Annotated in this window: 28 protein-coding genes; 13 read left to right on the top strand and 15 right to left on the bottom strand. The window is 70.6% G+C overall.

Annotated features, from left to right (window positions below; all coding sequences use genetic code 11):
- Positions 1 to 70: 70 nt before the first annotated feature.
- The 3 genes from ACFWYW_RS21140 to ACFWYW_RS21130 are packed head-to-tail and all read left to right on the top strand — an operon-like array spanning position 71 to position 3,052.
- Positions 71 to 940 (top strand): hypothetical protein, encoded by an 870-nt coding sequence (locus ACFWYW_RS21140; RefSeq protein WP_379615389.1) that lies wholly within the window; start codon positions 71 to 73, stop codon positions 938 to 940.
- 10 nt (positions 941 to 950) lie between these two features.
- On the top strand, positions 951 to 1,655 hold the full coding sequence (locus ACFWYW_RS21135) for a hypothetical protein (protein WP_379615387.1): 705 nt from the start codon (positions 951 to 953) through the stop codon (positions 1,653 to 1,655).
- Positions 1,656 to 1,657: 2 nt separating this feature from the next.
- Complete coding sequence (locus ACFWYW_RS21130; RefSeq protein ID WP_379615385.1) at positions 1,658 to 3,052, top strand: O-antigen ligase family protein; 1,395 nt, start codon at positions 1,658 to 1,660, stop codon at positions 3,050 to 3,052.
- Here the strand turns inward: ACFWYW_RS21130 and ACFWYW_RS21125 are convergent.
- A complete protein-coding gene (locus ACFWYW_RS21125) occupies positions 3,007 to 4,047 on the bottom strand; it encodes a hypothetical protein (protein ID WP_379615383.1) in 1,041 nt (346 codons plus the stop codon). The two genes, ACFWYW_RS21130 and ACFWYW_RS21125, sit on opposite strands and share 46 nt — an antisense overlap.
- A 13-nt stretch (positions 4,048 to 4,060) precedes the next feature.
- Positions 4,061 to 4,606 (bottom strand): dTDP-4-dehydrorhamnose 3,5-epimerase family protein, encoded by a 546-nt coding sequence (locus ACFWYW_RS21120; protein WP_379615381.1) that lies wholly within the window; start codon positions 4,604 to 4,606, stop codon positions 4,061 to 4,063.
- Positions 4,607 to 4,632: 26 nt separating this feature from the next.
- On the opposite strand from ACFWYW_RS21120, the gene ACFWYW_RS21115 reads away from it, so the two are divergent.
- Positions 4,633 to 5,463: a glycosyltransferase gene (locus tag ACFWYW_RS21115; protein WP_379615379.1), complete on the top strand. Its 831-nt coding sequence runs from the start codon at positions 4,633 to 4,635 to the stop codon at positions 5,461 to 5,463.
- Positions 5,464 to 5,465: 2 nt separating this feature from the next.
- Here ACFWYW_RS21115 and ACFWYW_RS21110 read toward each other — a convergent pair whose 3' ends face one another.
- Complete coding sequence (locus ACFWYW_RS21110) at positions 5,466 to 6,656, bottom strand: glycosyltransferase family 4 protein (RefSeq protein WP_379615377.1); 1,191 nt, start codon at positions 6,654 to 6,656, stop codon at positions 5,466 to 5,468.
- Complete coding sequence (locus tag ACFWYW_RS21105; protein ID WP_379615375.1) at positions 6,646 to 7,959, bottom strand: nucleotide sugar dehydrogenase; 1,314 nt, start codon at positions 7,957 to 7,959, stop codon at positions 6,646 to 6,648. The genes ACFWYW_RS21110 and ACFWYW_RS21105 overlap by 11 nt, the downstream gene beginning before the upstream one ends.
- Before the next feature lie 108 nt (positions 7,960 to 8,067).
- Between ACFWYW_RS21105 and ACFWYW_RS21100 the strand changes: the two genes are divergently transcribed.
- Positions 8,068 to 9,117, top strand: coding sequence for an acyltransferase family protein (locus tag ACFWYW_RS21100; protein WP_379615372.1), 1,050 nt, complete (start codon positions 8,068 to 8,070; stop codon positions 9,115 to 9,117).
- On the opposite strand, the gene ACFWYW_RS21095 is transcribed toward ACFWYW_RS21100, so the two are convergent.
- The 6 genes from ACFWYW_RS21095 to ACFWYW_RS21070 are packed head-to-tail and all read right to left on the bottom strand — an operon-like array spanning position 9,109 to position 13,735.
- Positions 9,109 to 10,101, bottom strand: coding sequence for a GNAT family N-acetyltransferase (locus tag ACFWYW_RS21095; protein WP_379615370.1), 993 nt, complete (start codon positions 10,099 to 10,101; stop codon positions 9,109 to 9,111). The genes ACFWYW_RS21100 and ACFWYW_RS21095 overlap by 9 nt on opposite strands.
- Positions 10,098 to 10,991: a glycosyltransferase family 2 protein gene (locus ACFWYW_RS21090; RefSeq protein ID WP_379615368.1), complete on the bottom strand. Its 894-nt coding sequence runs from the start codon at positions 10,989 to 10,991 to the stop codon at positions 10,098 to 10,100. The genes ACFWYW_RS21095 and ACFWYW_RS21090 overlap by 4 nt, the downstream gene beginning before the upstream one ends.
- Positions 10,988 to 11,644 carry a polysaccharide deacetylase family protein gene (locus tag ACFWYW_RS21085; RefSeq protein ID WP_379615366.1) on the bottom strand — a complete coding sequence of 219 codons (657 nt, stop codon included), beginning with the start codon at positions 11,642 to 11,644 and terminating at the stop codon, positions 10,988 to 10,990. The genes ACFWYW_RS21090 and ACFWYW_RS21085 overlap by 4 nt, the downstream gene beginning before the upstream one ends.
- A 48-nt stretch (positions 11,645 to 11,692) precedes the next feature.
- Positions 11,693 to 12,538 carry a Gfo/Idh/MocA family protein gene (locus tag ACFWYW_RS21080; RefSeq protein ID WP_379615364.1) on the bottom strand — a complete coding sequence of 282 codons (846 nt, stop codon included), beginning with the start codon at positions 12,536 to 12,538 and terminating at the stop codon, positions 11,693 to 11,695.
- Positions 12,535 to 13,242 (bottom strand): hypothetical protein, encoded by a 708-nt coding sequence (locus tag ACFWYW_RS21075; protein WP_379615362.1) that lies wholly within the window; start codon positions 13,240 to 13,242, stop codon positions 12,535 to 12,537. Before ACFWYW_RS21075 ends, ACFWYW_RS21080 begins: the two co-directional genes overlap by 4 nt.
- On the bottom strand, positions 13,226 to 13,735 hold the full coding sequence (locus ACFWYW_RS21070) for a carboxymuconolactone decarboxylase family protein (RefSeq protein ID WP_379615360.1): 510 nt from the start codon (positions 13,733 to 13,735) through the stop codon (positions 13,226 to 13,228). Before ACFWYW_RS21070 ends, ACFWYW_RS21075 begins: the two co-directional genes overlap by 17 nt.
- Before the next feature lie 99 nt (positions 13,736 to 13,834).
- Between ACFWYW_RS21070 and ACFWYW_RS21065 the strand changes: the two genes are divergently transcribed.
- Positions 13,835 to 14,242, top strand: coding sequence for a hypothetical protein (locus ACFWYW_RS21065; RefSeq protein WP_379615358.1), 408 nt, complete (start codon positions 13,835 to 13,837; stop codon positions 14,240 to 14,242).
- 38 nt (positions 14,243 to 14,280) lie between these two features.
- On the opposite strand, the gene ACFWYW_RS21060 is transcribed toward ACFWYW_RS21065, so the two are convergent.
- From ACFWYW_RS21060 to ACFWYW_RS21040, 5 genes are all read right to left on the bottom strand, one after another.
- Positions 14,281 to 15,186: an NAD-dependent epimerase/dehydratase family protein gene (locus tag ACFWYW_RS21060; RefSeq protein WP_379615356.1), complete on the bottom strand. Its 906-nt coding sequence runs from the start codon at positions 15,184 to 15,186 to the stop codon at positions 14,281 to 14,283.
- 482 nt (positions 15,187 to 15,668) lie between these two features.
- The gene (locus ACFWYW_RS21055; protein WP_379615353.1) at positions 15,669 to 16,715 is read right to left on the bottom strand and encodes a 2-oxoacid:ferredoxin oxidoreductase subunit beta; all 1,047 of its coding nucleotides are present in this window, start codon (positions 16,713 to 16,715) and stop codon (positions 15,669 to 15,671) included.
- Positions 16,712 to 18,547 carry a 2-oxoacid:acceptor oxidoreductase subunit alpha gene (locus tag ACFWYW_RS21050; RefSeq protein ID WP_379615350.1) on the bottom strand — a complete coding sequence of 612 codons (1,836 nt, stop codon included), beginning with the start codon at positions 18,545 to 18,547 and terminating at the stop codon, positions 16,712 to 16,714. Before ACFWYW_RS21050 ends, ACFWYW_RS21055 begins: the two co-directional genes overlap by 4 nt.
- Positions 18,548 to 18,742: 195 nt before the next feature.
- Positions 18,743 to 18,817 carry a putative leader peptide gene (locus ACFWYW_RS21045; RefSeq protein ID WP_376773454.1) on the bottom strand — a complete coding sequence of 25 codons (75 nt, stop codon included), beginning with the start codon at positions 18,815 to 18,817 and terminating at the stop codon, positions 18,743 to 18,745.
- Positions 18,818 to 18,850: 33 nt separating this feature from the next.
- Positions 18,851 to 20,311 (bottom strand): polysaccharide deacetylase family protein, encoded by a 1,461-nt coding sequence (locus tag ACFWYW_RS21040; RefSeq protein WP_379639453.1) that lies wholly within the window; start codon positions 20,309 to 20,311, stop codon positions 18,851 to 18,853.
- A 112-nt stretch (positions 20,312 to 20,423) separates the two neighbouring features.
- Here ACFWYW_RS21040 and ACFWYW_RS21035 point away from each other — a divergent pair, with 112 nt between their 5' ends.
- From ACFWYW_RS21035 to ACFWYW_RS21005, 7 genes are read left to right on the top strand one after another with little or no spacing between them, the layout of a single operon-like run.
- On the top strand, positions 20,424 to 21,770 hold the full coding sequence (locus tag ACFWYW_RS21035) for a glutamate-1-semialdehyde 2,1-aminomutase (RefSeq protein ID WP_379615346.1): 1,347 nt from the start codon (positions 20,424 to 20,426) through the stop codon (positions 21,768 to 21,770).
- A gap of 19 nt (positions 21,771 to 21,789) precedes the next feature.
- A complete protein-coding gene (locus tag ACFWYW_RS21030; RefSeq protein WP_379615344.1) occupies positions 21,790 to 22,161 on the top strand; it encodes an NADH-quinone oxidoreductase subunit A in 372 nt (123 codons plus the stop codon).
- 18 nt (positions 22,162 to 22,179) lie between these two features.
- Positions 22,180 to 23,268 (top strand): M48 family metallopeptidase, encoded by a 1,089-nt coding sequence (locus ACFWYW_RS21025; RefSeq protein WP_379615342.1) that lies wholly within the window; start codon positions 22,180 to 22,182, stop codon positions 23,266 to 23,268.
- 57 nt (positions 23,269 to 23,325) lie between these two features.
- A complete protein-coding gene (locus tag ACFWYW_RS21020; RefSeq protein WP_379615455.1) occupies positions 23,326 to 23,835 on the top strand; it encodes an NADH-quinone oxidoreductase subunit B in 510 nt (169 codons plus the stop codon).
- Positions 23,832 to 24,353: an NADH-quinone oxidoreductase subunit C gene (locus tag ACFWYW_RS21015; RefSeq protein ID WP_379615340.1), complete on the top strand. Its 522-nt coding sequence runs from the start codon at positions 23,832 to 23,834 to the stop codon at positions 24,351 to 24,353. The genes ACFWYW_RS21020 and ACFWYW_RS21015 overlap by 4 nt, the downstream gene beginning before the upstream one ends.
- Before the next feature lie 5 nt (positions 24,354 to 24,358).
- Positions 24,359 to 25,300, top strand: a complete 942-nt coding sequence (locus tag ACFWYW_RS21010; RefSeq protein WP_379615338.1) for an NADH-quinone oxidoreductase subunit H — start codon at positions 24,359 to 24,361, stop codon at positions 25,298 to 25,300.
- Complete coding sequence (locus tag ACFWYW_RS21005; protein ID WP_379615336.1) at positions 25,297 to 26,856, top strand: hypothetical protein; 1,560 nt, start codon at positions 25,297 to 25,299, stop codon at positions 26,854 to 26,856. Before ACFWYW_RS21010 ends, ACFWYW_RS21005 begins: the two co-directional genes overlap by 4 nt.
- Positions 26,857 to 26,876 lie beyond the last annotated feature (20 nt).

Below are 26,876 nucleotides of genomic sequence, written 5' to 3'. Positions count from 1 at the left end.
ACAAGCCCCATTGGAACGATGAAATCGTGTTGGGGGCCTGCGTCCCGGGCACTGAGGGGGAGACCGGCACGTGAATTTCTGGAAGGCGCTCCTGCGCCTCCTCCTGCAGAAGCGCATTGGGATCCCAGTCGCCCTGGCCGCCGTAGGCGTCGCGGCGGCGACCTTCGCCGTCATCCCGGTCCGCTACATGTCGAGCACCATCATGATGGTGTCCCCGCCGGTCAACGGCGGCATCGTCAACCGCAACGCGGTCAACCCGGGCGGCGGCGGCAACCCGCTGCTCATCCAGACCGAGGGGCTCAGCACCGCCGTCGCCACGCTGGTGCTCGCGCTGAGCGTCGAGGAGACGCGGGCCGAGCTGGGCGCGCCCAAGGACGGGCCCACCGAGCTGGTCGTCAACGACGGCAGCACCAGCCCCCGGCTCATCGGCATGGACGGGCCGTTCCTCTACGTGGAGGCCACCAGCACCTCGGCCAGGGCGTCGGCCGACGTCGTGGCCAAGGCGCGTGAGCGGCTGATCCGCGAGCTCGACGGCCGGCAACGGGAGCTGGGCGCGCCGACGGCCACGTACGTGGTGCTCATGGACATCGTGCCGCCCACACCGCCCGAGTCGGACGCCATGGACAAGTTCATGGGCGCCGCGATGGGCTTCGTGATCGCGATGTTCCTCGGCATCAGCATCGTGTACGGGCTGGAGCGCCGTCGTGCCCGGCGGCGGGTGGCGCGGGCGCCGGCCGTACCGGAGAAGGAACTGGTGGTCCACGCGCAGATTCCGGACAGACGCCCGGAGCCCGTCGCGGACGAGGACGACATGCCGACCGACTCCTTCCCCGCCGTGGTCGCGGAGGAGACCTCCAACGGCAACGGCAAGGCCAAGGCGGAGGAGCCGGAGGACGACAGCGAGCCCGAGGACGCCGTGGCCACCGAGCGCGGCGGCTGACGGGAGCGCCATGGACTTCTGGAGCACGATCGGCGTGCTGTTCCGGCGCTGGTACGTGGTGCTGCCCGCGTTCGCGCTGGCGATCTTCGCCTCGCTCGCGGTCTACCGCACGGTGCCGGTGCAGTACGCGTCGAACGCCGTGATCGCCCTGACCCTGCCCAAGAACGGCGGGGTGCTGCCGTACAACCCCAAGGAGCCCAACCCGGAGCTCAACCCGCTGATCGTCACCGAGCGCGGGCTGACCGCCACGGCCTCGATCCTCATCGCCGCGCTCAACTCGCCCGACGTGGCCACCGAACTGGGCGCGCCCCCCGGTGGCGCGGTCGAGCTGAGCGTCAACAACGGCAGCAGCAACCTGGAGGCGATGGCCAACGGGCCGCTGGTGTACATCGAGGTGGAGAGCCCGTCGCCGGACCTGTCGCGTGAGCTGGTGCAGCGGGTCAGCGCCCGCGCGCGGGTGGAGCTGCGCGAGCGGGAGATGCAGGTCGCGGCCCCGGCCACGACCTACATCGTGGTCACCGACGTCGTGGCGCCCACCGCGCCTGAGCCCCGGCTGGCCCGCAAGTCGCGGGCCATGGTCGTGGCGCTGGCGCTCGGCGGCATGGCCGCGCTGACCTCCGCCTACGCCGCGGAGAGCTTCGCGCTGGCCCGGCGCAGGCGGGTGGCCAAGGACGCGGGCCTGCCCGAGGTGGTCATGCCCGAGCGGGTGCCCTGACCATGGCCATCGACTTCCGGCCCACCGGATTGCCCAGCCTCAACGGGCACCGGCCGGTGCAGGTGGCCGACATCGACGGGATGTTCGCCGGCCCGCGCGCCGACGGGGCCACGATCGCCTGCATCTACATCGTGATCCTGCTGACGACGCCGGCCGCGCTCATCGTGCGCGGGCTGCCGCTGTCGGTCACGCCGGCGGCGATCATCGGCATGATCGGGCTGGTGCTGTGGCTGATCACCCAGCTGACCACCACGCTCGGCGCGGCCAAAGGCCGCAACATGGCACGTTCCGGCCTGTTCCTGTTCTTCACCGCGAACCTGGTCAGCTACGGCTACGGCACCTACCACTGGCTGCCCTCCGACGAGCTGAACCTGGCCGACCAGAACCTCTTCCTGCTGCTGGCCAACCTGGGCATCGGGCTGCTGGTCTGCGACGGCGTACGCGGGATCGAGCGGCTGAACCTCGTGCTGAAGGCGGCGGTGGCCGGTGGCGCGATCATCGGCGTCATCGGCGCCATCCAGTTCGTGACCGGCTTCGACATCACGCGCTACCTGGTGCTGCCCGGACTCCGGCTGAGCTGGGAGGACCTGTACGTCTTCGAGCGCGGCTCGGTACGCAGGGTCGCCGCGACCACCGCGCACCCGATCGAGTTCGGCGTGATCAGCGCGATGCTGCTGCCGATCGCCGCGCACTACGCGCTGCGCGCCAAGGCCCTGGGCCAGCCGTACCTGCGCTGGTGGGCGTGTACGGCGATGATCGGGGCCGGGCTGATGTTCTCGGTCTCGCGCTCGGCGGTGCTGAGCCTGGTGGCGATCGGCGCGGTGCTGGTGTGCGGATGGACGTGGAAGCGGCGGCTGCGGGCGCTGGCCGTGCTCGCCGGCTTCCTGGCGGTGATGAAGGTGGCGGTGCCCGGCCTGCTGGGCACCTTCCTCGACCTGTTCGTCAACTTCTTCACCGACTCCAGCGTGCAGTACCGCACGCACGACTACGGCATCGCCATCGCCGAGATCGAGCGACATCTGTGGCTGGGGCGCGGCACCGGTAGCTGGTATTTCCCGAAATATCAGGTGTTCGACAACCAGTACATGCAGACCGCCATCGACCTGGGCCTGATCGGCACCGCCATCTACGTGATCATGATGGCGCTGGGCATCGCGGCCGGGCTATGGGCCAGAAGGCTCAGCAAGGACCCGCACGTCCGCGACCTCGGACTCACACTGGGCGGTGTCATGCTGGCCCCGATCGTGGCCTCGGCCACCTTCGACCTGCTCGCCTTCGCCACCGTGACCGGCCTGATGTTCCTGCTGATCGGGGCCTGCGGCGCGCTGCTGCGCGTCGCCAGGCAGGAGGCTCAGCCCATACAGTCCAGCGGCCCGACCACCCCGGTCACCCGGTAGGCGTCGTCGATGGTCACGAGCTTGTTGTCGCGCCAGTCGACGGTGGCGCACTCGACCTCCGCCGGTTTGTAGTCCCAGGTGTTGTCGACGAGCAGGTTGTTGCGGAAGATCACGTACCCGCCGATGTCCCAGAGCTGGATGCTGAACGTGCCGCCCATCAGCAGGTTGTTGGTCATCACGACGTTCTCCGCGTCGGGGTTCTGCGTGCGCGGGATGAAGATCGGCGCGTTGTGGTCGACGACGCCGCGCTGGTCGATGGTGTTGTGGTCGAAGAACAGGTTGCTTCTGCCGTAGTAGCCCTGGATGCCGTCGGAGTGGTCCTTCGGGTTGGAGCACAGGTCGATGAAGGAGTCCTGGACGACGATGTTGTCGCCGGAGAAGCGGATGCCGTCGCCGTGGTTGCGTACGTGCACGCGGACCGCGGTGAACTCGCCGTCCCCGATGCCGGGCAGGCTGTCGCAGCCCTGCTCGGGGCCGACCGTGCTGTCGCTGATCGTGAAGCGCTTGAGCTTCCTGTCCTTCTCGTTGAGTATGCGGCCGTCGATCACGCTGTTGGTGATCACCACGTCGTCGGCCAGGACGACCAGGTCGCCCTTGATGTGCACGCGGTCGAGCCGCCGCCCGGCCATGTCGACGCGGTGGGCCTGGCCGCTGTCGTTGAGCACGGCCTCGGTGAGCTTGGTGCCGGGCGGCACGCCGGTGCAGGCGGCCGTCGGGTGGTCGGGGCAGGCGCGCCCGTCGGGCGCGACGACCTGGCGCGGGCCCAGCGCGGTCGGCCTGCTCGTGGCCTTGGGCGTCGGCTGCGGCTTGCCGGTGCCGGTCAGCGGGGAGGCGCTCGGCGACGGGTTCGCCGAGGCGGTCACCGTGACGGTGACGGTCGGCCCGCCCCGCGGGGTCAGGGCCCCGCTCGACGGCACCTGGCCGCCCGCGGCCGTGCACGCCGCCGTCATCACCAGCGCGGCGAGCACGGGCAGGACCTTGAACAACCGTCGCATCGCAGCCACTCCTTCAGGTCAGGCGGTCGAGCAGTCCCGCCCACGATCCGGCGGCGAGGTCACGCGCGCTGACCGCCGCGGCGGGCAGCGGCCAGTCGATCTTGAGGTCCGGGTCGTCGTAGCGGACCGAGAGGTCCTCGGACGGGTCGTGCTCGCGGTCGATGCGGTAGCAGACGTCGGTCTGCTCGGTCAGGGCCTGGAAACCGTGCAGGAATCCAGCGGGCACGTAGAGGGTCACGAAGCTCTCGTCGTCGAGCGTGACCGCCTGGCTCCGGCCGAACGTCGGCGAACCCGGCCGGATGTCGACGAGCATGTCACGGACCGCCCCTCGCGCACATCTCACCAGTTTGGCCTCACCGCGCCCGGCCCGCCCGTGCATTCCGCGAATCGTGCCCCGGCGCGAGCGCGACTGGCTGTCCTGCACGAACGCGGCCGGGTCGATGCCGTGCTCGGCCGCGAGCACCGCGTCGAACGTCCGCGTGAACAGGCCCCGATCGTCACGGTGCGGTGTCGGAACGAACAGCAGGACCCCGTCCAGGGCGGTCCGCTCTACTCTCATGGTCGGCCTTCCGAAGGGAACGACAGGTGAATCCCGTCGCCAGCATCGTCATCCCCGCGCACAACGAGGAAGCGGTCATCGCGGCCGGACTCGACCGGCTGCTCGGCGGCGCGGCTCCGGGCGAGTTCGAGGTGATCGTGGTGGCCAACGCCTGCGCCGACGCCACCGTATCGGCCGCCGCGCGCCCCGGCGTGCGGGTGCTGGAGACGCCGGTTGCGGGCAAGGCCAACGCGTTGCGGATGGGCGACGCCGCCTGCGGCGCCTTTCCGCGGATCTACGCCGACGCCGACGTGGGGCTCGACGCGGACTCCGCCCGCGCGCTCGCGGCCGCGCTGGCCCGGCCGGGCGTGCTGGCCGCCGCGCCCAGGCCGGTCTGGGATCTGGAGGGCGCCACGTGGGTGGCCGGGCGGGTGCACCGCGTGCACGACGCGCTCGTGGCGCCGCACCGCGCACTGGCCGGCGTCGGCGTCTACGCGCTGGGCAAGGAGGGGCACGCCCGCGTCTTCCCGCTGCCCGACGTGCTGTCCGACGACGGCTGGGTGCACGCGAGCTTCGCGCCGCACGAGCGCGTGGTCGTGGACGGAGCGAGCTCGGTGGTGCGTCCCGCGCGCTCGGTCCGCGCGCACCTGCGCCGCCGCGTGCGGGTGCGGCTGGGCAACCGGCAACTCGCCGACCTCGGCCGGCCGGTCAACGCTGTGCCGCTGCGGCTGGGCGATCTGGGCGCGCTGCTGCGCGCCGGCCGGGTGAGCGTGCTCGACGCCGGCTGCTACCTCGCCGTCCTCCTCGCCGACCGTCTCCTGACCCGGGTACGGCGCGGCCGCCCCGCCGACTGGGGAACCGACGCCAGCAGCCGCTGAGCTCATGACGAGGCGACGGCGGCCTCGTAGGCGGCCAGCAGCGCGGTACGCGAGTTCGCCCAGGACAGCGGCCCCGACACCCGGGCCTGCCCGATCTCGCCCATCCTGCGGCGCTCGTCCGGGTCGTCCAGCAGCAGCGCGATCAGCTTGGCGAACTCCGACTCGTCGTTGGGCGGCGCGTACCGGGCCGCCTCGCCCGCCGAGACCCTGGCCTCGCGCAGGTCGAAGGAGACGATCGGCCGGGCCATCGCCATGTACTCCATGATCTTGTTCATCGTGGAGACGTCGTTGAGCGGGTTGAGCGGGTCGGGCGCCAGGCAGACGTCCGCCGTGGACAGATAGCGCAGCAGGTCCGCGTCGGGGATGCGGCCGGTGAACTCCACCACGTCCTCCAGCCCGAGCGTCCTCGACAGCTCGACCATGGCCTCGAACGTGTCGCCGCCGCCGACGAAGACCGCGTGCCAGTCGTCGCGGCCCAGCTCGTCACGGAGCTTGGCCAGGGCGCGCAGCGCGTAGTCGACGCCGTCCTGCGGTCCCATGACGCCCAGGTAGCACAGCAGGTGGGGGCGGCCCTTTTTCAGCTCGGGCTCGGGCGGTACCTGGTGGAAGCGCTCGACGACGGGGGCGCTGCGGACGACGAAGACGTCCTCCGGCCTCTTGCCGCCGCGGGTGAGCGCCACCTGCCGGTAGGACTCGTTGGTGGCGATGACGACGTCGGCGACCCGGTAGGTGGCCCTCTCCAGGGCGCAGACCGCCCGGTAGAGCAGGTCGCGGCCGCGGGTGAAGCGGGACTCGTACAGCTCGGGGATGAGGTCGTGCTGGTCGAAGACGTAACGGCTGCGCCAGCGCAGCTTGGCCAGGAGGGCGATGAGGAAGAAGAAGTCGGGCGGGTTGCAGCCGTGGACGACGTGGACCGGGCCCACGCGCCTGGACAGGCGTAACGTGTGCCACAGGGCGGTGCCGTACTCCTTGAGGTAGCCCTTGGGGCCGCCGGTCGCGGCGGTCAGCGGGTAGCGGTGGATGGTGATGCCGTCGATGACGGCGTACGGCTCGGTGTCCTGTTTGGCGCCCTGCGGGCAGATGACGTGCACCTCCCAGCCCGCGTCGCGCAGCGTCGTGCTCTCCTGCCAGACGCGCCGGTCCATCGGCACGGAGAGGTTCTCGACAAGGATCAGCGCTTTCCTACCAGCCAAGGCCCACGTATCCAGGTTCAGCCCGCCGCCGCTCGGCGTCGGGCAGGCGGACGAGGTCGATGACCGGGCGGTCCCCGGCGCGCGTGAGCACGTCGAGCACGGCCTGGTCCTTGCAGCCGACCACGCACACCTCGGCGTGGTCGAGCACCTCCTGCGCGGAGTCGGTGAGCAGGTCGGCCAGGTGCGGCAGGCGCTGCTCGACGTAGGCGCGGTTGGCGCCCATCAGCCGCGACAGGGTGACGTTCGCGTCGTAGATGCGCAGGTCGTAGCCCTTGCCGAGCAGGTGCTCGGCCATCTCGACGAGCGGGCTCTCGCGCAGGTCGTCGGTGCCGGGCTTGAACGACAGCCCGAACAGCCCGACCTTGCGCCGGTCGGCGCCGATGACCAGGTCGAGCGCGCGCCGCAGGTGCGCCTCGTTGGCGGGCAGCACGTGGGACAGCAGCGGTACGGAGACGTCGGCCCGGCGCGCGGCGTAGACCAGGCCGCGCAGGTCCTTGGGCAGGCAGGAGCCGCCGAAGGCGAAGCCGGGGCGCAGGTAGGCGGGGGAGACGTTGAGCTTCGTGTCGGCCAGGAAGATGTCCATGACACGGTGGGAGTCGATGCCGAGGGCCTGGGAGACGGCGCCGATCTCATTGGCGAAACCAATTTTCACCGCATGGAACGCGTTGTCGGCATATTTCGTCATCTCGGCGACGGGAATCGGGACGCGGAATACCTCACCCGGTAAATCCCGGTATAACGCGGCGACCAGATCGCCCGTCTCGCGATCGGATTCCCCGATCACCGTTTTCGGCGGGTCGAAGAAGTCGCGCACGCTGGTGCCCTCGCGCAGGAACTCGGGATTCACCGCCACCCCGAAATGTGTCCCCGCCTTCAGGCCCGAGGCGCGCTCCAGAATCGGGACGAGCAGGTCCGCGCAGGTGCCCGGCAGCATGGTGCTGCGGAAGACGACCGTGTGCCTGCGCGTCCCGTCGATCGCCCGCCCGATCTGCTCGGCCACACGCTCCAGGAAGGCCGTCGACAGGCTTCCGTTCGCCGCCGACGGCGTTCCCACGCAGATCAGCGAGAGGTCGCTGGCCGCCAGGGCCGCGACCGCGTCGGTGGTGGCGCGCAGCCTGCCATCCTGCACCACCTCCCGCGTGAGCTCGCCGATCCGCTCCTCCACCACGGGCGCGAGCCCGCGGGAGATGAGCTCGACCTTCTCCGGATTGACGTCCACTCCGACGACCTCGTGGCCCATCGAAGCGAGACACGCGGCCGAGACGCAGCCGACGTATCCGAGGCCGAAGACGCTGATCCTCATCTGCCCTCCAGACAAGCAAGGGCAGCGCATCCCCCCGCCCACGTCTCGGATATCGATACCTGCGCTTGGAACGTTACGAGAGGCGGCAGGTCGTGATATTTACGGGTGATGAGCGAGCTCGTAGTAACTCGCAAGAGGCTGGATTCACTGACCGGGTTACGGTGGATCGCCGCCTTCGCGGTCTTCGGTTTCCATATCCACGCGGCCGGGCTCACCAGCGACCCGGCGTTGAAGGCGGTGCTGTCCGCCCTTTTCTCCGCGGGCGCCGCCGGTGTCCCCTTCTTCTTTATCCTGTCCGGGATGGTGCTGACCTGGTCGGCGCGGCCCGGCACCTCCTCCGGCGTCTTCTGGCGGCGCAGGGCGGCGCGTGTCCTGCCCAACCACGTCCTGACCTGGCTCGCCGTCCTGGCGTTGCTGGCCGTCTCCGGCGCCGCCGTCTCCGCCGGTCCCGCGCTGAGCGGGCTGGTGCTGCTGCAGAGCTGGGTGCCGGTCGAGGCCTACTACTTCGGCGGCAACACACCCGCCTGGTCGCTGTCGTGCGAGCTCGCGTTCTACGCTGCCTTCCCGGTGCTGCTGCCGTTGCTGCGACGGGTGCCCGCGCATCTGCTGGGCTGGGTGGCGGGCGGGATACTCGCGGGCATCTGGGCGGTGCCGCTGCTGTCGCAGCCGATGGGTGACGAGATCGCCTACTGGTTCGTCTGGATCTTCCCGGTCACGCGGGCACTGGAGTTCGCGCTGGGCATCGCGCTGGCGTTGCTGGTCGCCTCCGGGCGCTGGCGGGGGCCCGGCCTGCCGGTCGCGGCGGTGATCGCGCTGGCCGCCTATGCCACGGTGCCGTTCGTGTGGGAGCGCTGGGGGTGGGTGGCCTGGACGGCGGGGCCGTTCGCGCTGCTGATCGCGGCCGCGGCGACCAGTGACAACCTGGGGGAGCGGGTCTCGTTCCTGGCCTCGCGGCCCATGGTGTGGCTGGGGGAGATCTCCTTCGCCTTCTACCTCGTCCACCAGCCGGTGATCAGAGTGGCGGGGCGGCTGGTCGGTGGCGACCGGCCGGTTCCCGTCGTGCTGCTGGCGGTGGCGGGCATGCTCGCGCTCGCGCTCGCCGCCTCGTGGGCGCTCTACCGGTATGTCGAACGGCCGCTGGAGCGGCGGCTACGTTAGGCGGCGCTTCATCCGGCTCAGCGTGGGCCTGACCCGCTCCAGGGCGGTGCGGGCGGCCCGCCGTACCGGATTGCGGGTGACCAGACCTTGACCTACGGTCGTCTCGCCCGTCTTGGCGCGGCGTTTGTACTCGTCGTCGCCGCGCCCGAGGTCGATGCGCTCCACGCCCAGGGACGGCGCCGCCAGCACCAGCTCACGCAGCAGGATCCAGCCCGGTGCCAGCTTGGCGTGGCCGGGGTCGTAGACGGGGAACCACCAGTGCAGCACCCCGCCCGACCTGATCCCGAAGTGCGCGGCCAGCAGGTGCGGGCCGGCGTGCAGGGTCGACAGGATGCCCGAGAAATCCGGCTCGCGCGTGTGCAGGAGCAGCTTGAGCAGGTCCGTGCGGCCGGGCTCGGCGAAGTAGTCGCGCGCGCCCGTCGCCCGGTACTGGGCCCGCTTCAGCTCGATCACCTGAGCCAGCGCGTCCTCGTCCAGGCTGTCGGCGGCGAAGCGCACCGGCCCCAGCTCGCGCCCGGCCTTGGCCGCGCGCCTGCGCGCCTGCCCCATGTTGTCCTTGCCCGCCTTCGACGCGCGCGCGAGGTAGCCGTCGAGCCCGCCCCCTACCTCCACGTACGGCGAGGCCCGCCGCGTGACCGTCCACCGCTCGAAGCCCGCCACCCCCTCCACCAGGTGGTCGAACTCGAACCCCGTCACCCCCTTGCCGAGCAGCCGCAGCGGCTCGAAGGCGGTCCCCGGCACCAGCAGCGGCCCCTGGAAGTCGGCACCCGGCCACCCGGCGGGACGCAGCGTCGAGCCGATCCGATGGCAGGCCAGCAGCGCGTCCTCGCCCACGGCCACGTGCACGGCCCGGCCGCTCGCGTGCACCGCCCCGGCGAAGCGCGGATGGAAGAAGGGACTGTCCAGCGCCGGATTGGCCGCGCGCAGCCCGTGCCAGGTGTCGAGCTGTTCCAGCGTGAGCTCGTGGAAGGGCAGCAGCCTCATTGCGGCAGGCTCTTCCAGCGCCGGGACGGCCGCAGCAGCCAGGCCACGCACTCGCGCGAGGTCCTGCGCCCGGTCAGCGCCCGCGCCGCCTCGCCGAGCAGCACGATCAGGAAGTACAGGCCCCCGGCCAGCGGGCCGCGCCGGCGCCGGAACAACGTCACCTTGTTGATCATCAGCAGCGCCGCCAGCGACGGGTTGACCGCCGAGTCGCCGCCGATGTGCTCGATCACCGACGCCGGCTCGTACCAGGTGGCCCAGCCGTGGTCGGCGGCGCGCAGGCAGTACTCGGTCTCCTCGCTGTAGAGCAGGAACGACTCCTCCCACGGACCGAGCTCGGCCAGCATCTTCGCCGACATGCACAGCGCCGCGCCGGTCGCCCAGGCGACCTCGCGCGCTTCGGCGTACTCGCTCGGGTGCGTCACCAGCTCGCCCAGCCTGCCCAGCCGGCCCGCCCTGATCCCGCCGATGGCCGCCTCCACCGCGGCCCGGCCGATCGACGGCATCCGCCGCAGCGACGGCTGCAGCGAGCCGTCCGGATTCACCATGTACGGCGCCGCGATCCCCCGCCAGGCCGCCTCAGCCAGCGGCAGGATGGACCCCGGCCGCAGCCGGCAGTCCGGGTTGATCAGGTAGACGGCGTCCAGTTCCCCCAGGTCGAGCGCGGCGACGGCGGCGTTGAAGCCCGCCGCGTACCCCGCGTTCGAGCCCACCTCCACCACCCGCGCCCCGCCCGCCTTCGCCAGCGCCACGCTGTCGTCCTTGGAGGCGTTGTCGGCCACCACCACGTCGATGAGCTTCACGCCCTCCGAACCCGCGACGATCGAGCGCAGGCAGCCGTCGATCACGTCGGCGCTGTTGTAGGTGACGATCACCACCGCGATCCGCTTCAACGGCGTGTCCTTTTGTAGAGGCGGGCGCCCAGATCGCGCAGCGACGTCCCGGCGTGCAGGACCCGCTCGATCCACGCGCTGTCCAGATCGTGCTTGAGGCTGGTGCGCGCCTGCAGCCAGCCGCCGGGCCTGGCCCGCCCGCCGTCGCTGGTGTACGCCCGGCTCACCCCCGCCCGCCGGAGCCTGGCCAGCACGCGGCGGTCGTAGGAGCCGAACGGGATCGCCACCCGCGACACCCGGCGCCCGGACACCTCGCTCAGCACCGCGTGCGCCTGGGCCAGTTCCTGCTCTGCCTCGCGCGCCGAGACGCGCCGCCAGTCGCGGTGCGCCCAGCCGTGTGAGCCCACCCGCATCCCGGAGGCCACCAGCGTCCGCACCCCGTCCTCGTCCAGGCGGCCCGGCTTGCCGAGCTCGCCGGCCAGCACGAAGAACTCCGCCTGCAGTCCCCGCTCCAGCAGCCTCGGCAGCGCGATCTCCAGGTCGGAGGCGTTGCCGTCGTCGAAGGTGATCCGCACGTCGGGCCGGCCCACCACCGCGTCCATGACCTGCTCGAACCGTTCCACGCTCACCCAGGTCAGATCCTCGCCCGGATCGAGCGCCCGGCGGGTCTCGCCGATGCCGTGCACGGTCAGGTTGACGACCGAATCCCCCACATGCCCCTCCCAGGTCAGCTTTAGGTAATCGGGCGGCGGATGGCCCCGTTACACCGCGGCCAGCAGTTTTTGCAGGTGCAGGCCCCTGTTCACGTCGATCTCATGGGGACGCCACTCGCGCACCGCCGCGGCGAACTCCGCGCGCAGCGCCGCCCTGGTCGGCCCGGAGTCGCCGGCCAGGTCGGCCAGGTCCAGGCGGAGCTCGCCGTGCGGGCCGTACATCTCGTAGACCGTGCGCTTGCCGACGCCCGGCACCTGGCCCGACAGCGTCAGCTGGCTGACCGCGCCGCCCTCGTGCAGGCAGGTCAGCATGTGCACGGCCGAGCCGGCCGAGCTGACCTCCTTGATCGTGCCGAGGGCGGCGTCGAGCAGGTCGAGGCCGTGCGGGCCGGTGTTGTACAGGACGCCGCCCCTGTCGCGCCATGGGCTGTGGGCGAACGTGCCGTCGCGGAACTCGTTGGTGAGCTGGCAGGCCCGCCCGCCGTACAGGCTGGTCCCGGCGCACGCGCGCAGGAAGGCGCGCACGCCGGGGCGGAAGCGGTTGGTGAGCGTCAGCATGCTCGGCACGCCCGCCCGCCCGACCTCCGCCGCCACCCGCTCCGCCGCCGCGACGTCGAGCGCGAGCGGCTTTTCCAGCAGTACGGCCCGGCCCGCCCGCGCCGCCAGGACCGCGAGCGTCGCCTGCACATCCGGGGGCACGGCGAAGACCACGGCGTCGCAACGTTCCAAAAGCTCGTCGAACGTGGCGAACACCGGCACGCCGACCCGCGCCGCGTTGCCGGGATCGCGCGACCACACACCCGCCAGCCGGGTTTCGGGACCCGCGGCGAACGTCGGCGCGTGAAACGCCCGCGCCCACGGCCCAGCGCCGGCCAGCCCGACCGAGACGGTCACGCCTTGATCGCGATCAGCGATTTGGTGAGCCCCGCCACCCTTTCGGCCCTCATCCGCGCGGTGGGGAAAAGCAGCGCCATTTCCGCGCGGCCGATCAGCTCGATTTCCAGCGCGTCCTGGAGCGCGGCCGGCCAGTCGGGGGACTTGGTGTGCACCAGCGGCCAGCGCCGGTTGATCCGGGCCCGGACGTTCAGCGGCAGGAATTGGTAGAAAGGAAAAAGCACATGCGGCTCGACCGGAAAGTATCTGTAGGGCGTCTGGACCCAGAACCGCCCGGCGAGCGAGTGCACCGCGTCCGCGAACGCCTGCCGCCTGGCGTAGCCGCCCACGTGCTCGATCACCGCGTTGGAGAAGACCAGGTCGTAGTCGTCGCCCAGAATGCGTTTGGGCAGGTCACAGGCGTCGCCCACTTCCGTCCTGAGCCAGCTCGGCAGCTCCTGGTCATCGTGCGCCAGGTTGATGACGTGGACGCTGGCCGGTTTGATCGGGGCGCGCATCCAGGCGGTGGCGGTGCCGCCGAGGTCGATGACGTTCATCTGTCCCAGGTCGGGAAAGCTTTCCGCCACCCACCGCCAGCGGCGCGCCCGCGCCTTTGCCGCGACGGAATTTGGACCGTCGACGAATAAATTCCGCAAGGGAGATCCCACCGCGTCATCTTCGCCTACGGGCTGCCACCGCGCCAGCGTTCTACCCAGGTAGGCCACCTTCGGCCACCTTGCTGTAGTTCTTTCCGAGCGGCCGGCCGGGGATCGGCTTGGCGATGAGGGCGACCGGAATGAAGAAGCAGATCTGGCCGATCGTGAGGATGAGCGTCCAGAGCGCCTTGTCGTCGTAGAGGGCCGCCGCCCTGGCGTACAGCTCGTCGGGGACGCGCTCCCCGGTCGGGTTCGGGGTGAGGACGGCCTCCACGAGTTCCAGCGCGACCCGCTCGGCGTCGGTGAAGTACGGGGCGTCCCGCCAGGACGGCAGGGCGGCGATGCGCTCCTCCGTCTCCCCGGCCTTGCGCAGCAGTTCGGTCTGCCGGACGGTGTGGTACGTGCTGCCGGCGATCTGCCCGGCGCGCAGCTGGACCAGGATGATGGTGAGGGCCGGGATCGCACCGTTGTGGGCGGCCTTGGACATGGCGCCGGCGACCGTTCCCACCTCGGGGAAGAACTGCATGGGGTCGGGCAGGCGGGACTCGATGGATGCGGACATGGGGCTTCTCCCTAGGATCGGCGGGTGTCTTGGAGGTCCGACGACACAGCCGCGGGGAATGTGAGGCCTCACATTTCGGCGGGCTGCGGCGTCGGACTCATGACAGATCCATCCAGCGCCGTCCTGGCCGTCGAGGAGTCACCCGTGTTTCTGCGTGTCGCGATCATCCTGCAAGCCGTGACCCTTTTCAGCGCCCCGATCACCGCCGGGTTGCTGCTGACCGCGCCCAGCGGACGGGCGCTGCACAGCGCCTCGGCGTACTCGGTGTTCGCCGCGGCGCTGGTGCACCTGGTCGCGGTGATCCTGGTGTGGCGGCGGGGCGGCGGCGCCGCCCGGCCCGTCCTGTACTCGGCCGGGTTCTTCGTTCTCGTCCTGGCGCAGATCGCGCTGGGCATCGCGCAGGCGGTGACCCTGCATCTCCCCTTGGGCGTGCTGTTGTTCGGCTACAGCGTCCTTCAGCTCAGCCAGCTGCCGTCGATGCGGCGGCTGGCGCCGGAGAGCGTCTGAGCGGTGGCAGGCCGGGGTCGCCGGTCTGCCACCCCTGATCAGGACTTTCGCTGCTGGTCGGCGTACCAGGCGATCGTGTTCTTCAGCCCGTCGACGAGTGAGGTTCTGGGCTGCCAGCCGAGTGTCGTCCCGGCGGGGCCGACGTCGGCGATATGGGCGCGGTCGAGCTGCCGGTCGGGCAGCGCGCCGTACTGGGGCGTGATCGGGCTGGCGGCCAGACGATGGAGCAGCTCGATCGTGTCCCTGATGGACACGCCCACCCCGCTGCCCACGTCGTACATGCCACCGGCGGCCTTCTCGCTCTCCGCCGCCGCGACGAACGCCTCGATCACGTCGTCGATGTAGACCCAGTCGACCAGCCGGGAGCCGCTGCCGATCCGGGCAGAACGTCCGTTGAGCAGCTCCGTGGTCACGTACGGCACCAGCTTGGCGATGTCCCGCTGGCCGGGGCCGTACACCATCGCGATGCGCAGCACGGACACGTCCACCGACCACAGATGGTGGAAGAGCCGGGCGTACACCGTGGCCGCGGACTTGGCCGCGGAGTACGGCGAGTGCGGCACGCTCTCCGCGGAGCGCATTTCCTCGATGGAACCGGCGAAGACCAGCTTCATGGGCTGTCCCGCCGCGGCCGTGAGCAGGTTGACCGCGGCGACCAGGTTGCCGTCCAGCATGGCTCTGACCATGCCGACGTCCCTGATCCCGGTGACCTCACTGGCCAGGTGGAAGACCAGGCCGGGCCGGATCGTGCCCAGGAGGTCGGCGGTGGGCGCGGCCTCGCGCAGGTCGCACTGGTGCCAGATCTCGGCTCCGACCTGCGGCTGCGGCTGCCTGCTCACCGCGTGCACCTCGGCGCCGAGCAGTTCGAGCCTGCGCGCGAGGTGCGATCCGATGAACCCGCTGGCGCCGGTGACCAGCGCGCGAGTTCCTTGCCATTGCGGCATTCTCTTTTCCCTCCTTCATGACATGTCGGAACGTGCCTGAACGGAGGGGCGGCGGCCCCCTCGGACTGGGCGGGGGGTGGCCGGGATGATGGGGATCGGGGTCGGGTCCCGCCCGTGCGAGGCGGCGGTGACTTCGCGCGCGGCGTCGCGGGACGTACCTGCGGATCTCCTGGCGCCGCCGTTGCGGGCGCGCGGCGGCGGTGGCCGTGGCGACGGGCGAGGAGCGCTTGGGCGAGCAGTGCGCGGGCCAAGCGTGCCGTGGAGTCCTGGTCAGGCGGCACGGGTGGCCGCCGCAGTCGGGTTCGACCGGCGCTTGCTCGGACTCCACGACGGTGACGTGCACGGCTACGACCGGCGGTGGTGCTACCGCCGGTAAGCCGAGAAAGGTGGCCGCCAAGAGCAAGACGGCAGACAGCACGCTCTTGGCAGCCAAGTGAGTCTCCGCGACAGAGGTTCCGCTACGGAGACATTGTCAGCTCGGCTCAGCCGATGCGCCAGGTGTCTCCGCCCAGCAGAAGCTCGCTGAGATCTCCCGGGCCCTTCCCGGCCGCCGCCTGCTCCAGCTGCTCGGCCATGAGCACGTCGTAGGCCGGGCGGTCCACCTGCCGGAAGATGCCGATCGGCACGTGCTCGAACGCGGGCTCGTCGAGCCTGCTGAGCGCGAACGCGAGCGACGGGTCCGGGTTGTGCGCGTCGTGGACGAGGATCTGGTCCTCGCTCACCGAATCGCGCGCGACCACCTCGATGCCGCCGTTGGCCGCCCTGACCACGGCCTTGGAGGTGCTCACGATCGGCTGGTCGTGCTCCATGCGCAGCGTGATGTCGTCGCGGACCTCGGGGTCCTTGAGCGGCTCGAAGGCGTTGTCGTTGAAGATGTTGCAGTTCTGGTAGATCTCCACCAGCGACGTGCCCCGGTGCGCGGTGGCCTCGCGCAGTACCGACTGCAGGTGCTTGCGGTCGGAGTCGATCGTGCGTGCCACGAACGAGGCCTCGGCGCCGATGGCCAGCGAGATCGGGTTGAACGGCTTGTCCAGCGAACCCATCGGCGTCGACTTGGTGATCTTGCCGACTTCGGAGGTGGGCGAGTACTGGCCCTTGGTCAGACCGTAGATCCTGTTGTTGAACAGCAGGACGTTCAGGTTGACGTTGCGGCGCAGCGCGTGGATGAGGTGGTTGCCGCCGATCGACAGCGCGTCGCCGTCGCCCGTGATCACCCACACCGACAGGTCGGGACGGCTGGCCGCCAGCCCCGTCGCGATCGCCGGCGCGCGGCCGTGGATCGAGTGGAAACCGTAGGTGTTGAGGTAGTACGGGAACCGCGAGGAGCAGCCGATGCCGGAGACGAAGACGATGTTCTCCCGCTTGAGCCCCAGCTCCGGCAGGAAGCTCTGCACCGCGGCCAGGATCGCGTAGTCACCGCAACCCGGGCACCAGCGCACCTCCTGGTCGGACTTGAAGTCCTTGAGCGTCTGCTTCACGTCGGTCTTGGGGATGAGGTTCAGCCCCTTGCCGTTGACCAGCTCGGTCATTTCTCAATCACGTCCTGAATGACTCCGGCCAGCTCCTCGGCCTTGAACGGAAGCCCGCGTACGCGGTTGTAGCTGATGATGTCCACCAGGAACTTCGCGCGCAGGAGCAGGGCCAGCTGTCCCAGGTTGATCTCGGGCAGCAGCACCTTGTCGTAGCTCTTGAGCACCTCGCCGACGTTGGCGGGCAGCGGGTTGAGGTGGCGCAGGTGGGCCTGGGCCACCTTGCCGCCGGCCTTCCTGATCCGCCGCACCGCCGCCGCGATGGGCCCGTACGTCGAGCCCCAGCCCAGCACCAGCACCTTGGTGCCGTCGTGGACGTCGTCGACCTCCAGATCGGGGACGTCGATCCCGTCGATCTTGGCCTGGCGCAGCCGGACCATGAGGTCGTGGTTGTTGGGGTCGTAGGAGATGTTGCCGCTGCCCTCGGCCTTCTCGATGCCGCCGATGCGGTGCTCCAGGCCCGGCGTGCCGGGGATGGCCCAGGCGCGGGCGAGCGTCTCGGTGTCCCGCTTGTAGGGCAGGAACTCCTCGTCGCCGTTCTTGACCGCGAACTCGGTGGAGATGTCCGGCAGGTCGGAGACCTCGGGCAGGCGCCACGGCTCGGAGCCGTTGGCCAGGTAGCCGTCGGACAGCAGATAGACCGGCGTGCGGTACTTCACCGCGATCCGCGCGGCCTCGATGGCCGCGTCGAAGCAGTCGCTCGGCGAACTGGGCGCCACGATCGGCACCGGCGACTCGCCATTGCGGCCGAACATGGCCATCAGCAGGTCGGTCTGCTCGGTCTTGGTCGGCATGCCGGTGGAGGGGCCCGCGCGCTGCACGTCCACCAGGATGAGCGGCAGTTCGGTCATGACCGCGAGGCCGACCGTCTCGCCCTTCAGCACGACGCCGGGACCCGACGTGGTGGTCACGCCCAGCGCGCCGCCGAAGGCCGCGCCCAGGGCGGCGCCGACGCCGGCGATCTCGTCCTCGGCCTGGAACGTCCGCACGCCGAACTTCTTGTGCTTGGACAGCTCGTGCAGGATGTCGCTGGCCGGGGTGATCGGGTAGGAGCCGAGGAACAGCGGCAGCTTGGCCTGCACGCTCGCGGCGATGAGGCCGTAGGCGAGCGCCTGGTTGCCGGAGATGTTGCGGTAGACGCCCGGCGCCAGCTTGGCCGGCTTGATCTCGTAGGAGACCGAGAACGACTCGGTCGTCTCGCCGAAGTTCCAGCCCGCCTGGAAGGCCGCGATGTTCGCCTTGGCGATCTCGGGTTTCTTCGCGAACTTCTGCTCCAGGAACGTGATCGTGTGCTCGGTCGGCCGGTGGTAGAGCCACGACAGCAGGCCGAGCGCGAACATGTTCTTCGAGCGCTCGGCGTCCTTCTTCGACAGGTCGAAGCCCTCCAGGGCCTTGACCGTGAGGGAGGTCAGCGGTACCGCGTGCACCCGCCACTCCGACAGCGTGTCGTCCTCGAGGGGGTTGCCCTCGTAGCCGACCTTCTGCAGGTTGCGCTTGGTGAACTCGTCGGTGTTGGCGATGATGTCCGCGCCCCGGGGAAGATCGCCGAGGTTGGCCTTGAGCGCGGCGGGGTTCATCGCCACCAGGACGTTCGGAGCGTCCCCCGGCGTGAGGATGTCGTGGTCGGCGAAGTGCAGCTGGAAGCTGGACACGCCCGGCAGCGTTCCTGCGGGGGCGCGGATCTCGGCGGGGAAGTTGGGCAACGTGGACAGGTCGTTGCCGAACTCCGCGGTGCCCGCGGTGAAGCGGTCGCCGGTGAGCTGCATGCCGTCGCCGGAGTCACCGGCGAATCTGATGATCACACGGTCGAGTTGCTGAACCTGCTTCGTCACGGCGCCTCCTTGGTCGGCGCGGTGTGCTCGCGGGTGCCCTCGCTACGCTCGGTCACGAGTCCTCCTCGACGCGCCATTGCGCGGGAGCGGGCGCGGTCTCTGTTTCCATGCTAGATCCTCGGGAGGGTCAAGACGTTTCCTCGCCGCACAATGCGGGTAAACGCGTTGAAAGTTAGGGGTGGCGGGGGAGAACGACTAAGGGTGACACAGCCCGGACGCGAGCCTGCCGAGATCGACGTGCAGGCGGGCGAAGAGGGTGGTTCGGGTCACGAGCGCCAACTATACGTCCCCCCAAAGCTCAGGCTACGTCAGGGGTTGCTTGCGTGAACCGCTCGCCCCCGACAGGTACAGGCGTCCGGCCTGCATCCCTGCAGAGCCGTACAACTCTGGAACGGTGACGAAGGTGTAACCCTTCCCGCGCAGTCTTTTGAGGATGTCCGGAACCGCCTCAACGGTCGTGCGATGAATGTCGTGCATCAGGATGATCGCCCCAGGATGCGCGCCCTTGACCGCCCGCTTGGCCACGACCCCCGCCTTCCTGTCACGCCAGTCGCGGGTGTCGACGTCCCAGTTGACCAGCGAGACCCCGAGCTCCTTCGCAACCGCCAGCACATCCTTGCTGACCGCCCCGTACGGCGGCCGGACCAGCGTCGGCCGCTCACCGAGCGTGGCCGTCAGCGTGTCCTCGGTCCGGATCAGCGAGTCGGCGATCTTGCTGCTCGACAGCTTCGACAGGTCCCGGTGCGCCCAGCTGTGGCTGCCCACCAGGTGTCCCTCGCCGCTCATCCGGCGCAGGAGGTCCGGCCGGGCCGCGGCGTTGACGCCGACCGTGAAGAACGTCGCGCGCGCCCCCGCGTCGCGCAACGTGTCCAGCAGCAGCGCGGTGTGCGGCCCCGGCCCGTCGTCGAAGGTGAGCGCGACGCACTTCGCCTTCGCGCAGTCGACCGTGCCCGCCTGGTTGCTGGTCGCCTCCGGGCTGTGCGTGGGCGTCACCTTCGGCGTGGTCTCCGGCGTCGGCGGCGCGGCCGCGCGGGCCGCCTCCCGCGCCCGCCGTCCCGCCGCCGACAGCAGCGGCTCCACCTCGGCAGCCGGTACGGCTTCCGCCACCCTCCCCAAGGAGCAGGCGCCGACCTGGCAGTCGTCGAACTCCACCACGAGATCCCCGTCGCGGTTGAAGGCCATCGAGTCGAACAGTTCGGGATTCGCCCCCACCCCGCCGGACCCGCGGGCCTCCAGCCGCCGGCTCACCTTCTCGGCCAGCCCGCCCAGCGCCGCCTCGCCGTCGAGCAGCCCGGTGGAGGGGAAGGCCTGCTTGGTCCGGCCGTCGTACCAGAACGTCCGGTTGGCGTTGCCCCAGTTGGCGCCGTAGAACTCGCCCGTGCGCAGCCGTACGGCGATGGCGGCGTCGGAGGCGACGGGCAGTTGCCAGTCCACGTTGAGCTCGGGCCGGGGGGCCGGTCCGTGCTTGACGGTGGACTCGCGGAAGGCACGCAGCTGGCGCTCCGCCTCCTGCCTGACCTTGTCGTTGAGCGGGCCGGCTCCCTTGATCTCGGGGTAGGTGATGTGCACGTACCGGCCGCTGCCGTCCCCCTCGCCGAGGGTCTTGGTGACGAGCCCGTTGACTGCCGACGGGGTCACGAAATCGATCTTCGTCGGCTCGGCGGGGACCTTATGGTCGCCCTCGGGGGAGGCGGTGGTCATGCCGCAACCGGCGACGGATACGGCAATCAGCGCGATTCCTCCGAAGAATCGCATTTTGTGCATGCGGGCCAGGCTATGGGTGCCCTTTGAGCGCTTTACCTTCCCTTGGGAATCTTGGAGTCGAGCCTTTAGTGGGGTATGTACGTAAAGGAGTTGCGTGCCTACGATGTGATGGGTGCGGGATCTAGGACCGTCTACGGGGTTCATCCAGTCGACCCTTCTTCAGCGCAAGCTCCATGACCTGGTGCCGGGCGGCGCGCACACCTACGCGCGCGGTGACGACCAGTACCCGGAGGGCATGGCGCCGGTACTCGTACGCGGCGCGGGCGCGCGGGTGTGGGACGCCGACGGCAACTGCTTCGTCGAGTACGGCATGGGCCTGCGCTCGGTCACGCTCGGGCACGCCTATCAACCGGTGCTGGACGCCGTGCGCGAGGTGCTCGACCAGGGCCTGAGCTTCAGCCGCCCCACCGAGCTCGAACTGCGGGCCGCCGAGGACTTCCTCGCCCCGCTGCCCGGCGCCGACATGGTGAAGTTCGCCAAGAACGGCTCCGACGCCACCTCCGGCGCCGTCCGCCTGTCCCGCGCCTACACCGGCCGCGACCTGGTCGCCGTCTGCGCGCAGCCGTTCTTCGCCACCGAGGACTGGTTCGTCGGCGCGCTGGAGATGAACGCCGGCGTGCCCGAGTCGACCAGGAAGCAGACCCTCCGCTTCGCCTACAACGACCTCGGCTCGCTGCGCGCGCTGTTCGACCGGCACCCCGGGCAGATCGCCTGCGTCATCATGGAGGCCGCCACCGCCCTGGCCGAGCCCGAGCCCGGCTTCCTCGAAGGCGTACGCGCCCTGTGCACGGAACGCGGCGCGCTCCTCGTCTTCGACGAGATGATCACCGGGTACCGCTGGGCCTACCCCGGCGCCCAGGAGTTCTACGGCGTCCGCCCCGACCTCGCCTGCTGGGGCAAGGCCATCGGCAACGGCTTCCCCGTCTCCGCGCTGACCGGCCGCCGCGAGGTCATGGAGCTCGGCGGCCTGCGTACCGACCGGGACCGCGTCTTCCTGCTGTCGTCCACCCACGGCGCGGAGACGGTGTCGCTGACCGCCCTGCGCGCGGTCATCCGCGCCTACACCGAGCACGACCCTGTCGGCGTCATGGAGGAACGCGGGCGCGCACTCGCCGACGGCGTCAACTCCGCCGCCCGCGAACTCGGCCTCGCCGCCCACGTCGCGGTCGTCGGCCGCCCCTCCTGCCTGATCTTCACCACCAAGGACGCCGAAGGGCAGCCGTCACAGCCGTTCCGCACGCTCTTCCTGCAAGAACTCCTGCGGCACGGCGTCCTGTGCCAGTCGTTCGTGGTCTCCGCCGCGCACACCCCCGACGACATCGAGCTCACCGTCGAGGCCGCGCGCGCCGCCCTGCTCGTGTACGGCAAGGCCCTGGAGGACGGCATCGGCCGCTTCCTCAACGGAGCCCCGGTGGCCCCCGCCCTCCGCAGCCGCGCCGCCCCTCGCCGGGTGCGCTGACGAAGGTTACGATCAGCCCATGGACGGCTACTACGGCAACTACGCTCTGGTCGCCGCGCTGCTGCTCATCGGCGTGGCCATCGTGGCCGGCGCGCTCATGGCCAACCGTCTCCTGCGCCCCACCCGCCCGACCGCGGAGAAGCTGACCACCTACGAATGCGGAGTGGATCCGGTGGGCGACGGCTGGGCCCAGTCCCAGATCCGCTACTACGTCTTCACCTACCTCTACGTGGTCTTCGCGGTCGACGCCGTCTTCCTGTTCCCCTGGGCCACGGTCTTCGCCGCCCCCGGCTACGGCATGACCACGCTCGTGGAGATGTTCGTCTTCCTCGGCTTCATCGCGCTCGGCATCCTGTACGCCTGGCGCAAGCGCGTCCTGACCTGGACCTAGCCCCAGATAAAGTGCCCCATGACCTCATGGCGGGACCGGCCGCGCACGCGGCCGGCAGAAGAGCTCCCCGACGAGGTCGGCGACGGTTCCGCCTCCGGCGGCCGCCTCGCCCGACTGGCCTCCTACGCCGCCGCGCTGCTGGTGCACCTGCTGACGCTCGCCCTCGTCGCCGCCGGGATCTGGCTGATCACGCGGCCCGGGTTCATCGGGATCATCCTCGGCGCCGGGGCGCTCGGGCTGGCCTGGCTCATGGCGCCGCGGCCGGGGAAACTGCCTGACGGAGTGGCGCTGGGCCGTACCGACGCGCCCGAGCTCTTCCGGCTCGTGGACGAGATCGCCACCGCGCTGCGCGCGCCCCGCCCGCACATGATCGTCGTCTCCGGCGAGGTCAACGCCGCCTACGGCACCTACGGCCCGCTGCGCAGGCGCTTCCTGGAACTCGGCTACCCCTTCTGGCTCGCGCTGACCCCGCAGGAGCGGATCGCGATGCTCGGGCACGAGGTCGCCCACTCGGTCAACCAGGACACTCGGCACGGGTTCGTCGTCGGCTCCGCGCTGGGCGCGCTGGCCGAACTGCACGAGACCACCAGGACGGACGGCGACCACCTCACCTTCGGCAAGATCGCCGTGGCGCCGCTGCGGCTGGTCGCCGGCGGGTTCCACACGGCGCTCGAACGCATCACCTACCGGGCCACGCAGCGTGCCGAATACCGGGCCGACCTCATCTCCCTGCGCGTGGCCGGATCGGAGGCCGCGCTCGCCGCGATCGACAAGGGGCTCTGGGCGCTGCCCCACCTCGCGGACTACCTCGGCACCCAGGCCCATCAGGTACGCGGGGACCTGTGGGACGCGGTCAGGGCCTACGTGGCCGAGATGCCCGAGGACGAGCGCGACCGGCGCCGCCTGGCCGCGCGGCGGCAGGAGGCGCGCGTGGACACCACCCATCCGCCCACCCACCTGCGCCGCGACCTGCTGGCCGGCCGGCCGTACACGGAACCGATGGTGCGCGCGCCACGGATGGAGCCCATCGACCGCGAGCTCGACGAGGCCGCGCGGCGGATCGCGAGCGAGATCGTCGACAACGCCCGCGCCGCGCTGTACATGTAGGGGGCTCTACTCTTCCGCCGCCACCCGCGCGAGAATGGTCACATGGCCGATCTTCCGATGCCCACCGTGGGGCCGATCTCGCGGCTGGCACCCAAGCCCATGCGGTTCATCCTCAACTGGGGGCGGCGCTACTCGCTGTGGGTGTTCAACTTCGGCCTGGCCTGCTGCGCGATCGAGTTCATCGCCACCTCGACCAGCCGCCACGACTTCATCAGGTTCGGCGTCATCCCGTTCGCCAACGGGCCCAGGCAGGCCGACCTCATGATCGTGTCGGGCACCGTCACCGACAAGATGGCGCCCGCCGTCAAGCGGCTCTACGAGCAGATGCCCGACCCCAAGTACGTGATCTCCTTCGGCGCCTGCTCCAACTCCGGCGGCCCCTACTGGGACTCCTACTGCGTCACCAACGGCGTCGACCAGATCATCCCCGTCGACGTCTACGTGCCCGGCTGCCCGCCCAGGCCAGAGGCGCTGCTCTACGGGATCATGAAGCTTCAGGAGAAGATCGCGGGGGAGAAGCTCAGCGACCGCTACATCTGGTCGCGCGCCCACAAGGAGGACGTGTGAGCTTCTCTTCCTGGGGCGAGCGGGCCCAGCTCAGCGAGTCGTACGGCGAGCACACCGTCGACGTCGCCGCCGCCGACTGGACCGAGGCCCTCACCTACGCCCGCGACGAACTCGGCTACGAGTTCTTCGACTGGCTGACCGGCGTCGACGACCCGCCGGAAGGCTTCACCGTCGTCGCCCACGTCTACAACCCCGCCGAACGCGCCCGGCTCCTGCTGCGCACCTGGGTGCCACGCGCCGAGCCGCGGCTGGCCTCGGCCGTCGGCGTCTACCGCGGCGCCAACTGGCACGAGCGCGAGACGTACGAGATGTTCGGCGTCACCTTCGACGACCATCCCTACCTCGTTCCGCTGCTCCTGCCCGACGGCTTCGAGGGCCACCCGCTGCGCAAGGACTTCATCCTGGCCGCCCGCGTGGCCAAGGCCTGGCCCGGCGCCAAGGAACCCGGCGAGTCCTCGCCCGGCCGCCGTAAGATCCTCCCACCCGGAGTACCCGCCGACTGGGGCACTGGAGGTTAGGCCACATGCTTGATGTGATCTTGCGCTTCGCCGTCATCCTCGCGGTGTTCCTGCTCCTGCCGCTCATCATCGGACAGACCGAGCACAAGGTCATGGCGCACATGCAGTCACGGCTCGGGCCCATGTACGCCGGGGGCTTCCACGGCTGGGCCCAGCTCATCGCCGACGGGGTCAAGTTCGCCCAGAAGGAAGACGTCATCCCGGCCGCGGCCGACCGCCGCGTCTTCATGATCGCCCCTGGTGTGGCGCTGGTGCCGTACCTGGTCGTGCTGATCGTCATCCCCATCGACAAGAACGGTTTCGGCGTCAACCTCGACCTCGGCCTGTTCTTCGTGCTGGCCGTCATGGGCATCGGCGTGCTCGGCTCGATCATGGCCGGGTGGGCCTCGGCCAACAAATACTCCGTGCTCGGCGGCATGCGCTCGGCCGCCCAGCTCATGTCGTACGAGCTGCCGCTCGTGCTGGCCGCCTCCTCCGTCGCCATGGCCGCCGGAACCCTCTCGCTGCCCGGCATCCTGGACCAGTGGCAGTGGTGGTGGCTGCCGTGGCAGGCCATCGGCGGCGTCGTCTTCTTCCTCGCCGGTCTCGCCGAGCTGCGCCGCCCGCCGTTCGACATGCCCATCGCCGAGTCCGAGATCATCATGGGCCCGATGACCGAGTACACCGGGATGCGGTTCGCCCTGTTCATGCTCGCCGAGTACGCGGGCATCGTCGTGCTCTCCTTCCTGACCACCGTGTTGTTCCTCGGCGGCTGGCACGGCCCCCTCCTGGCCGGGTGGATCTGGACGCTGATCAAGGTGTTCCTGCTGGCCTTCGTGGTGATCTGGCTGCGCGTCAGCTTCCCCCGGCTGCGCGAGGACCAGCTGCAGAAGCTGGCCTGGGTCGGGCTGGTGCCGCTGGCCCTGGTCCAGCTCGCGCTGACGGGTGTCGTGAAGGTGCTGCTTTGAGCGAGTTGCGCTCCGGTCTGACGGTCCTGTCCTGGTCCGCGGGCGAACTGCTCATCTCCCCTTCTCCGGTACGGCTCACGCCCGCCGCCCTCCTCCACTACCGCTACGAGCAGACGACCGTCGGCGCCGACGGCCTGCCCGCGTACGAGCGGACCGTGAGCGGGCTGGCGGTGCTCGACCAGGACGGGCTCGTCCTCGCCGACCTGCCCGGCGAATGGGAAGACGTCCTGGCCTTCGCGCAGGCGGGCGGTGTTCCGCTGCACGCGGCGCTCGACGCTCCCGCCGCCCGGGTCCGGGCTGCGCTGGCCGCCCGCGCGCCTGGGTGGAGGCGCATCGTCGGCGTTCCGCCCGCACCGGCCGCGCGCTGGCGTAAGCCGGTGGCGATCGGGCTGGGGGTGGCGGCCCTCGGGATCATGATCTACCTGACGTCGAACGGGTTCTGGTACGTGTGGCGGGGGTTCTCGGCGATCGGGCGGCTGCTGATCGATGTGGTCGAGGTCAAGTGGCTGATCTTCTTGTTCAGTCCGTTGTTGTTGTTTCTGGCGCCTGTGCGTGAGCGTCTTACGCGGCGGAGTGTGCGTAAGGGGGTGATGGTGGGGTCGGTGGGCGGCCTGCACCTCAGGCTGACGTCCGGCATCCTGTTCATCAACCGCGGCCCCCAAACCCTGACCGCCCTCCCCGTAACCCCCCACCCACCCCTCGCCCCACCCTCGACTTCCCCCACTTCTGCCCCACCGCCCCCACCCGCACCCTCCACGCCACCCCCACCCGCACCCTCCACCCCCGTGCCGTCCGCGTCCCCACCCGCGTCGTCCGCGCCCACGTCCCCACCCGTGCCGTCCGTGGCCTCCCCACCCGCACCCTCCACGTCTGCACCCTCCACCCCCGCGTCGTCCGCGTCCCCACCCGCGCCCTCCACGTCCGCGCCCACGTCCCCACCCGCAGCCCCCACCCCCGCGCCGTCCGTGGCGTCCCCACCCGCGCCCTCCAGGTCTGCACCCTCCACCCCCGCGCCGTCGGTGTCCGCGCCGTCCCCTCCCGCGCCGTCCCCTCCCGCGCCCGCTTCCCCTGCGTCTGCAGACCCGCTACCTTCTCCGGCCGCCGACCTGACACCCACTAGCGCGCCAGCGGCTCCCGCGCAGGCGGCCGACAACACGCAGCCTCCCGGGACGCCTACCCCGGCCCACCCGTCCCCGGCGGTCTCTGGCCCCGACTCCGTGGCGGTCCCACACCCCTCAAGCGCAGACCCGCCACCCACCCCTGCGGCCGCACCCGACACGCAGCCTCCCGGGGCGTCGAACCCCGTGGACAGGCCAGAGCCCGAGGGCAGGGCCGAGGGGTTCGCTGCCCGGCTGTTTCTCTACCGCTACCGGGACCTGGCCGGTCTGGTGGTCCTGGCCGCCGATGGGCACCCGGTCCACCACCTCCCAGGCCCCTGGTCACCCGAGCACGTCAACCTGTTCGCCGCCCGCCACAACCTCCCCCTGGAGATCCGCACCCTCACCCACGACGGATATCTGGCCCTGACCACGGAGTCCGCCGACGCCACCACGTAACCCGCTCACACCACCACAAG

The organism is Nonomuraea sp. NPDC059023 (assembly GCF_042740095.1).
Classification (GTDB): Bacteria; Actinomycetota; Actinomycetes; order Streptosporangiales; family Streptosporangiaceae; genus Nonomuraea.
Note: the sequence above shows the minus strand (reverse complement) of the source record. Positions and strands in the feature narration are given on the sequence as shown.

Excerpts from the sequence above, each read along its gene's own strand:
- ACFWYW_RS21010 (WP_379615338.1), top strand. The coding sequence starts at position 24,359 with ATGCTTGATGTGATCTTGCGCTTCGCCGTCATCCTCGCGGTGTTCCTG.
- ACFWYW_RS21095 (WP_379615370.1), bottom strand. The coding sequence starts at position 10,101 with ATGAGGCTGCTGCCCTTCCACGAGCTCACGCTGGAACAGCTCGACACC.
- ACFWYW_RS21125 (WP_379615383.1), bottom strand. The coding sequence starts at position 4,047 with ATGCGACGGTTGTTCAAGGTCCTGCCCGTGCTCGCCGCGCTGGTGATG.
- ACFWYW_RS21070 (WP_379615360.1), bottom strand. The coding sequence starts at position 13,735 with ATGTCCGCATCCATCGAGTCCCGCCTGCCCGACCCCATGCAGTTCTTC.
- ACFWYW_RS21065 (WP_379615358.1), top strand. The coding sequence starts at position 13,835 with ATGACAGATCCATCCAGCGCCGTCCTGGCCGTCGAGGAGTCACCCGTG.
- ACFWYW_RS21055 (WP_379615353.1), bottom strand. The coding sequence starts at position 16,715 with ATGACCGAGCTGGTCAACGGCAAGGGGCTGAACCTCATCCCCAAGACC.
- ACFWYW_RS21120 (WP_379615381.1), bottom strand. The coding sequence starts at position 4,606 with ATGAGAGTAGAGCGGACCGCCCTGGACGGGGTCCTGCTGTTCGTTCCG.
- ACFWYW_RS21060 (WP_379615356.1), bottom strand. The coding sequence starts at position 15,186 with ATGCCGCAATGGCAAGGAACTCGCGCGCTGGTCACCGGCGCCAGCGGG.
- ACFWYW_RS21020 (WP_379615455.1), top strand. The coding sequence starts at position 23,326 with ATGCCCACCGTGGGGCCGATCTCGCGGCTGGCACCCAAGCCCATGCGG.
- ACFWYW_RS21105 (WP_379615375.1), bottom strand. The coding sequence starts at position 7,959 with ATGAGGATCAGCGTCTTCGGCCTCGGATACGTCGGCTGCGTCTCGGCC.
- ACFWYW_RS21100 (WP_379615372.1), top strand. The coding sequence starts at position 8,068 with ATGAGCGAGCTCGTAGTAACTCGCAAGAGGCTGGATTCACTGACCGGG.
- ACFWYW_RS21040 (WP_379639453.1), bottom strand. The coding sequence starts at position 20,311 with ATGCACAAAATGCGATTCTTCGGAGGAATCGCGCTGATTGCCGTATCC.
- ACFWYW_RS21025 (WP_379615342.1), top strand. The coding sequence starts at position 22,180 with ATGACCTCATGGCGGGACCGGCCGCGCACGCGGCCGGCAGAAGAGCTC.
- ACFWYW_RS21030 (WP_379615344.1), top strand. The coding sequence starts at position 21,790 with ATGGACGGCTACTACGGCAACTACGCTCTGGTCGCCGCGCTGCTGCTC.
- ACFWYW_RS21135 (WP_379615387.1), top strand. The coding sequence starts at position 951 with ATGGACTTCTGGAGCACGATCGGCGTGCTGTTCCGGCGCTGGTACGTG.
- ACFWYW_RS21130 (WP_379615385.1), top strand. The coding sequence starts at position 1,658 with ATGGCCATCGACTTCCGGCCCACCGGATTGCCCAGCCTCAACGGGCAC.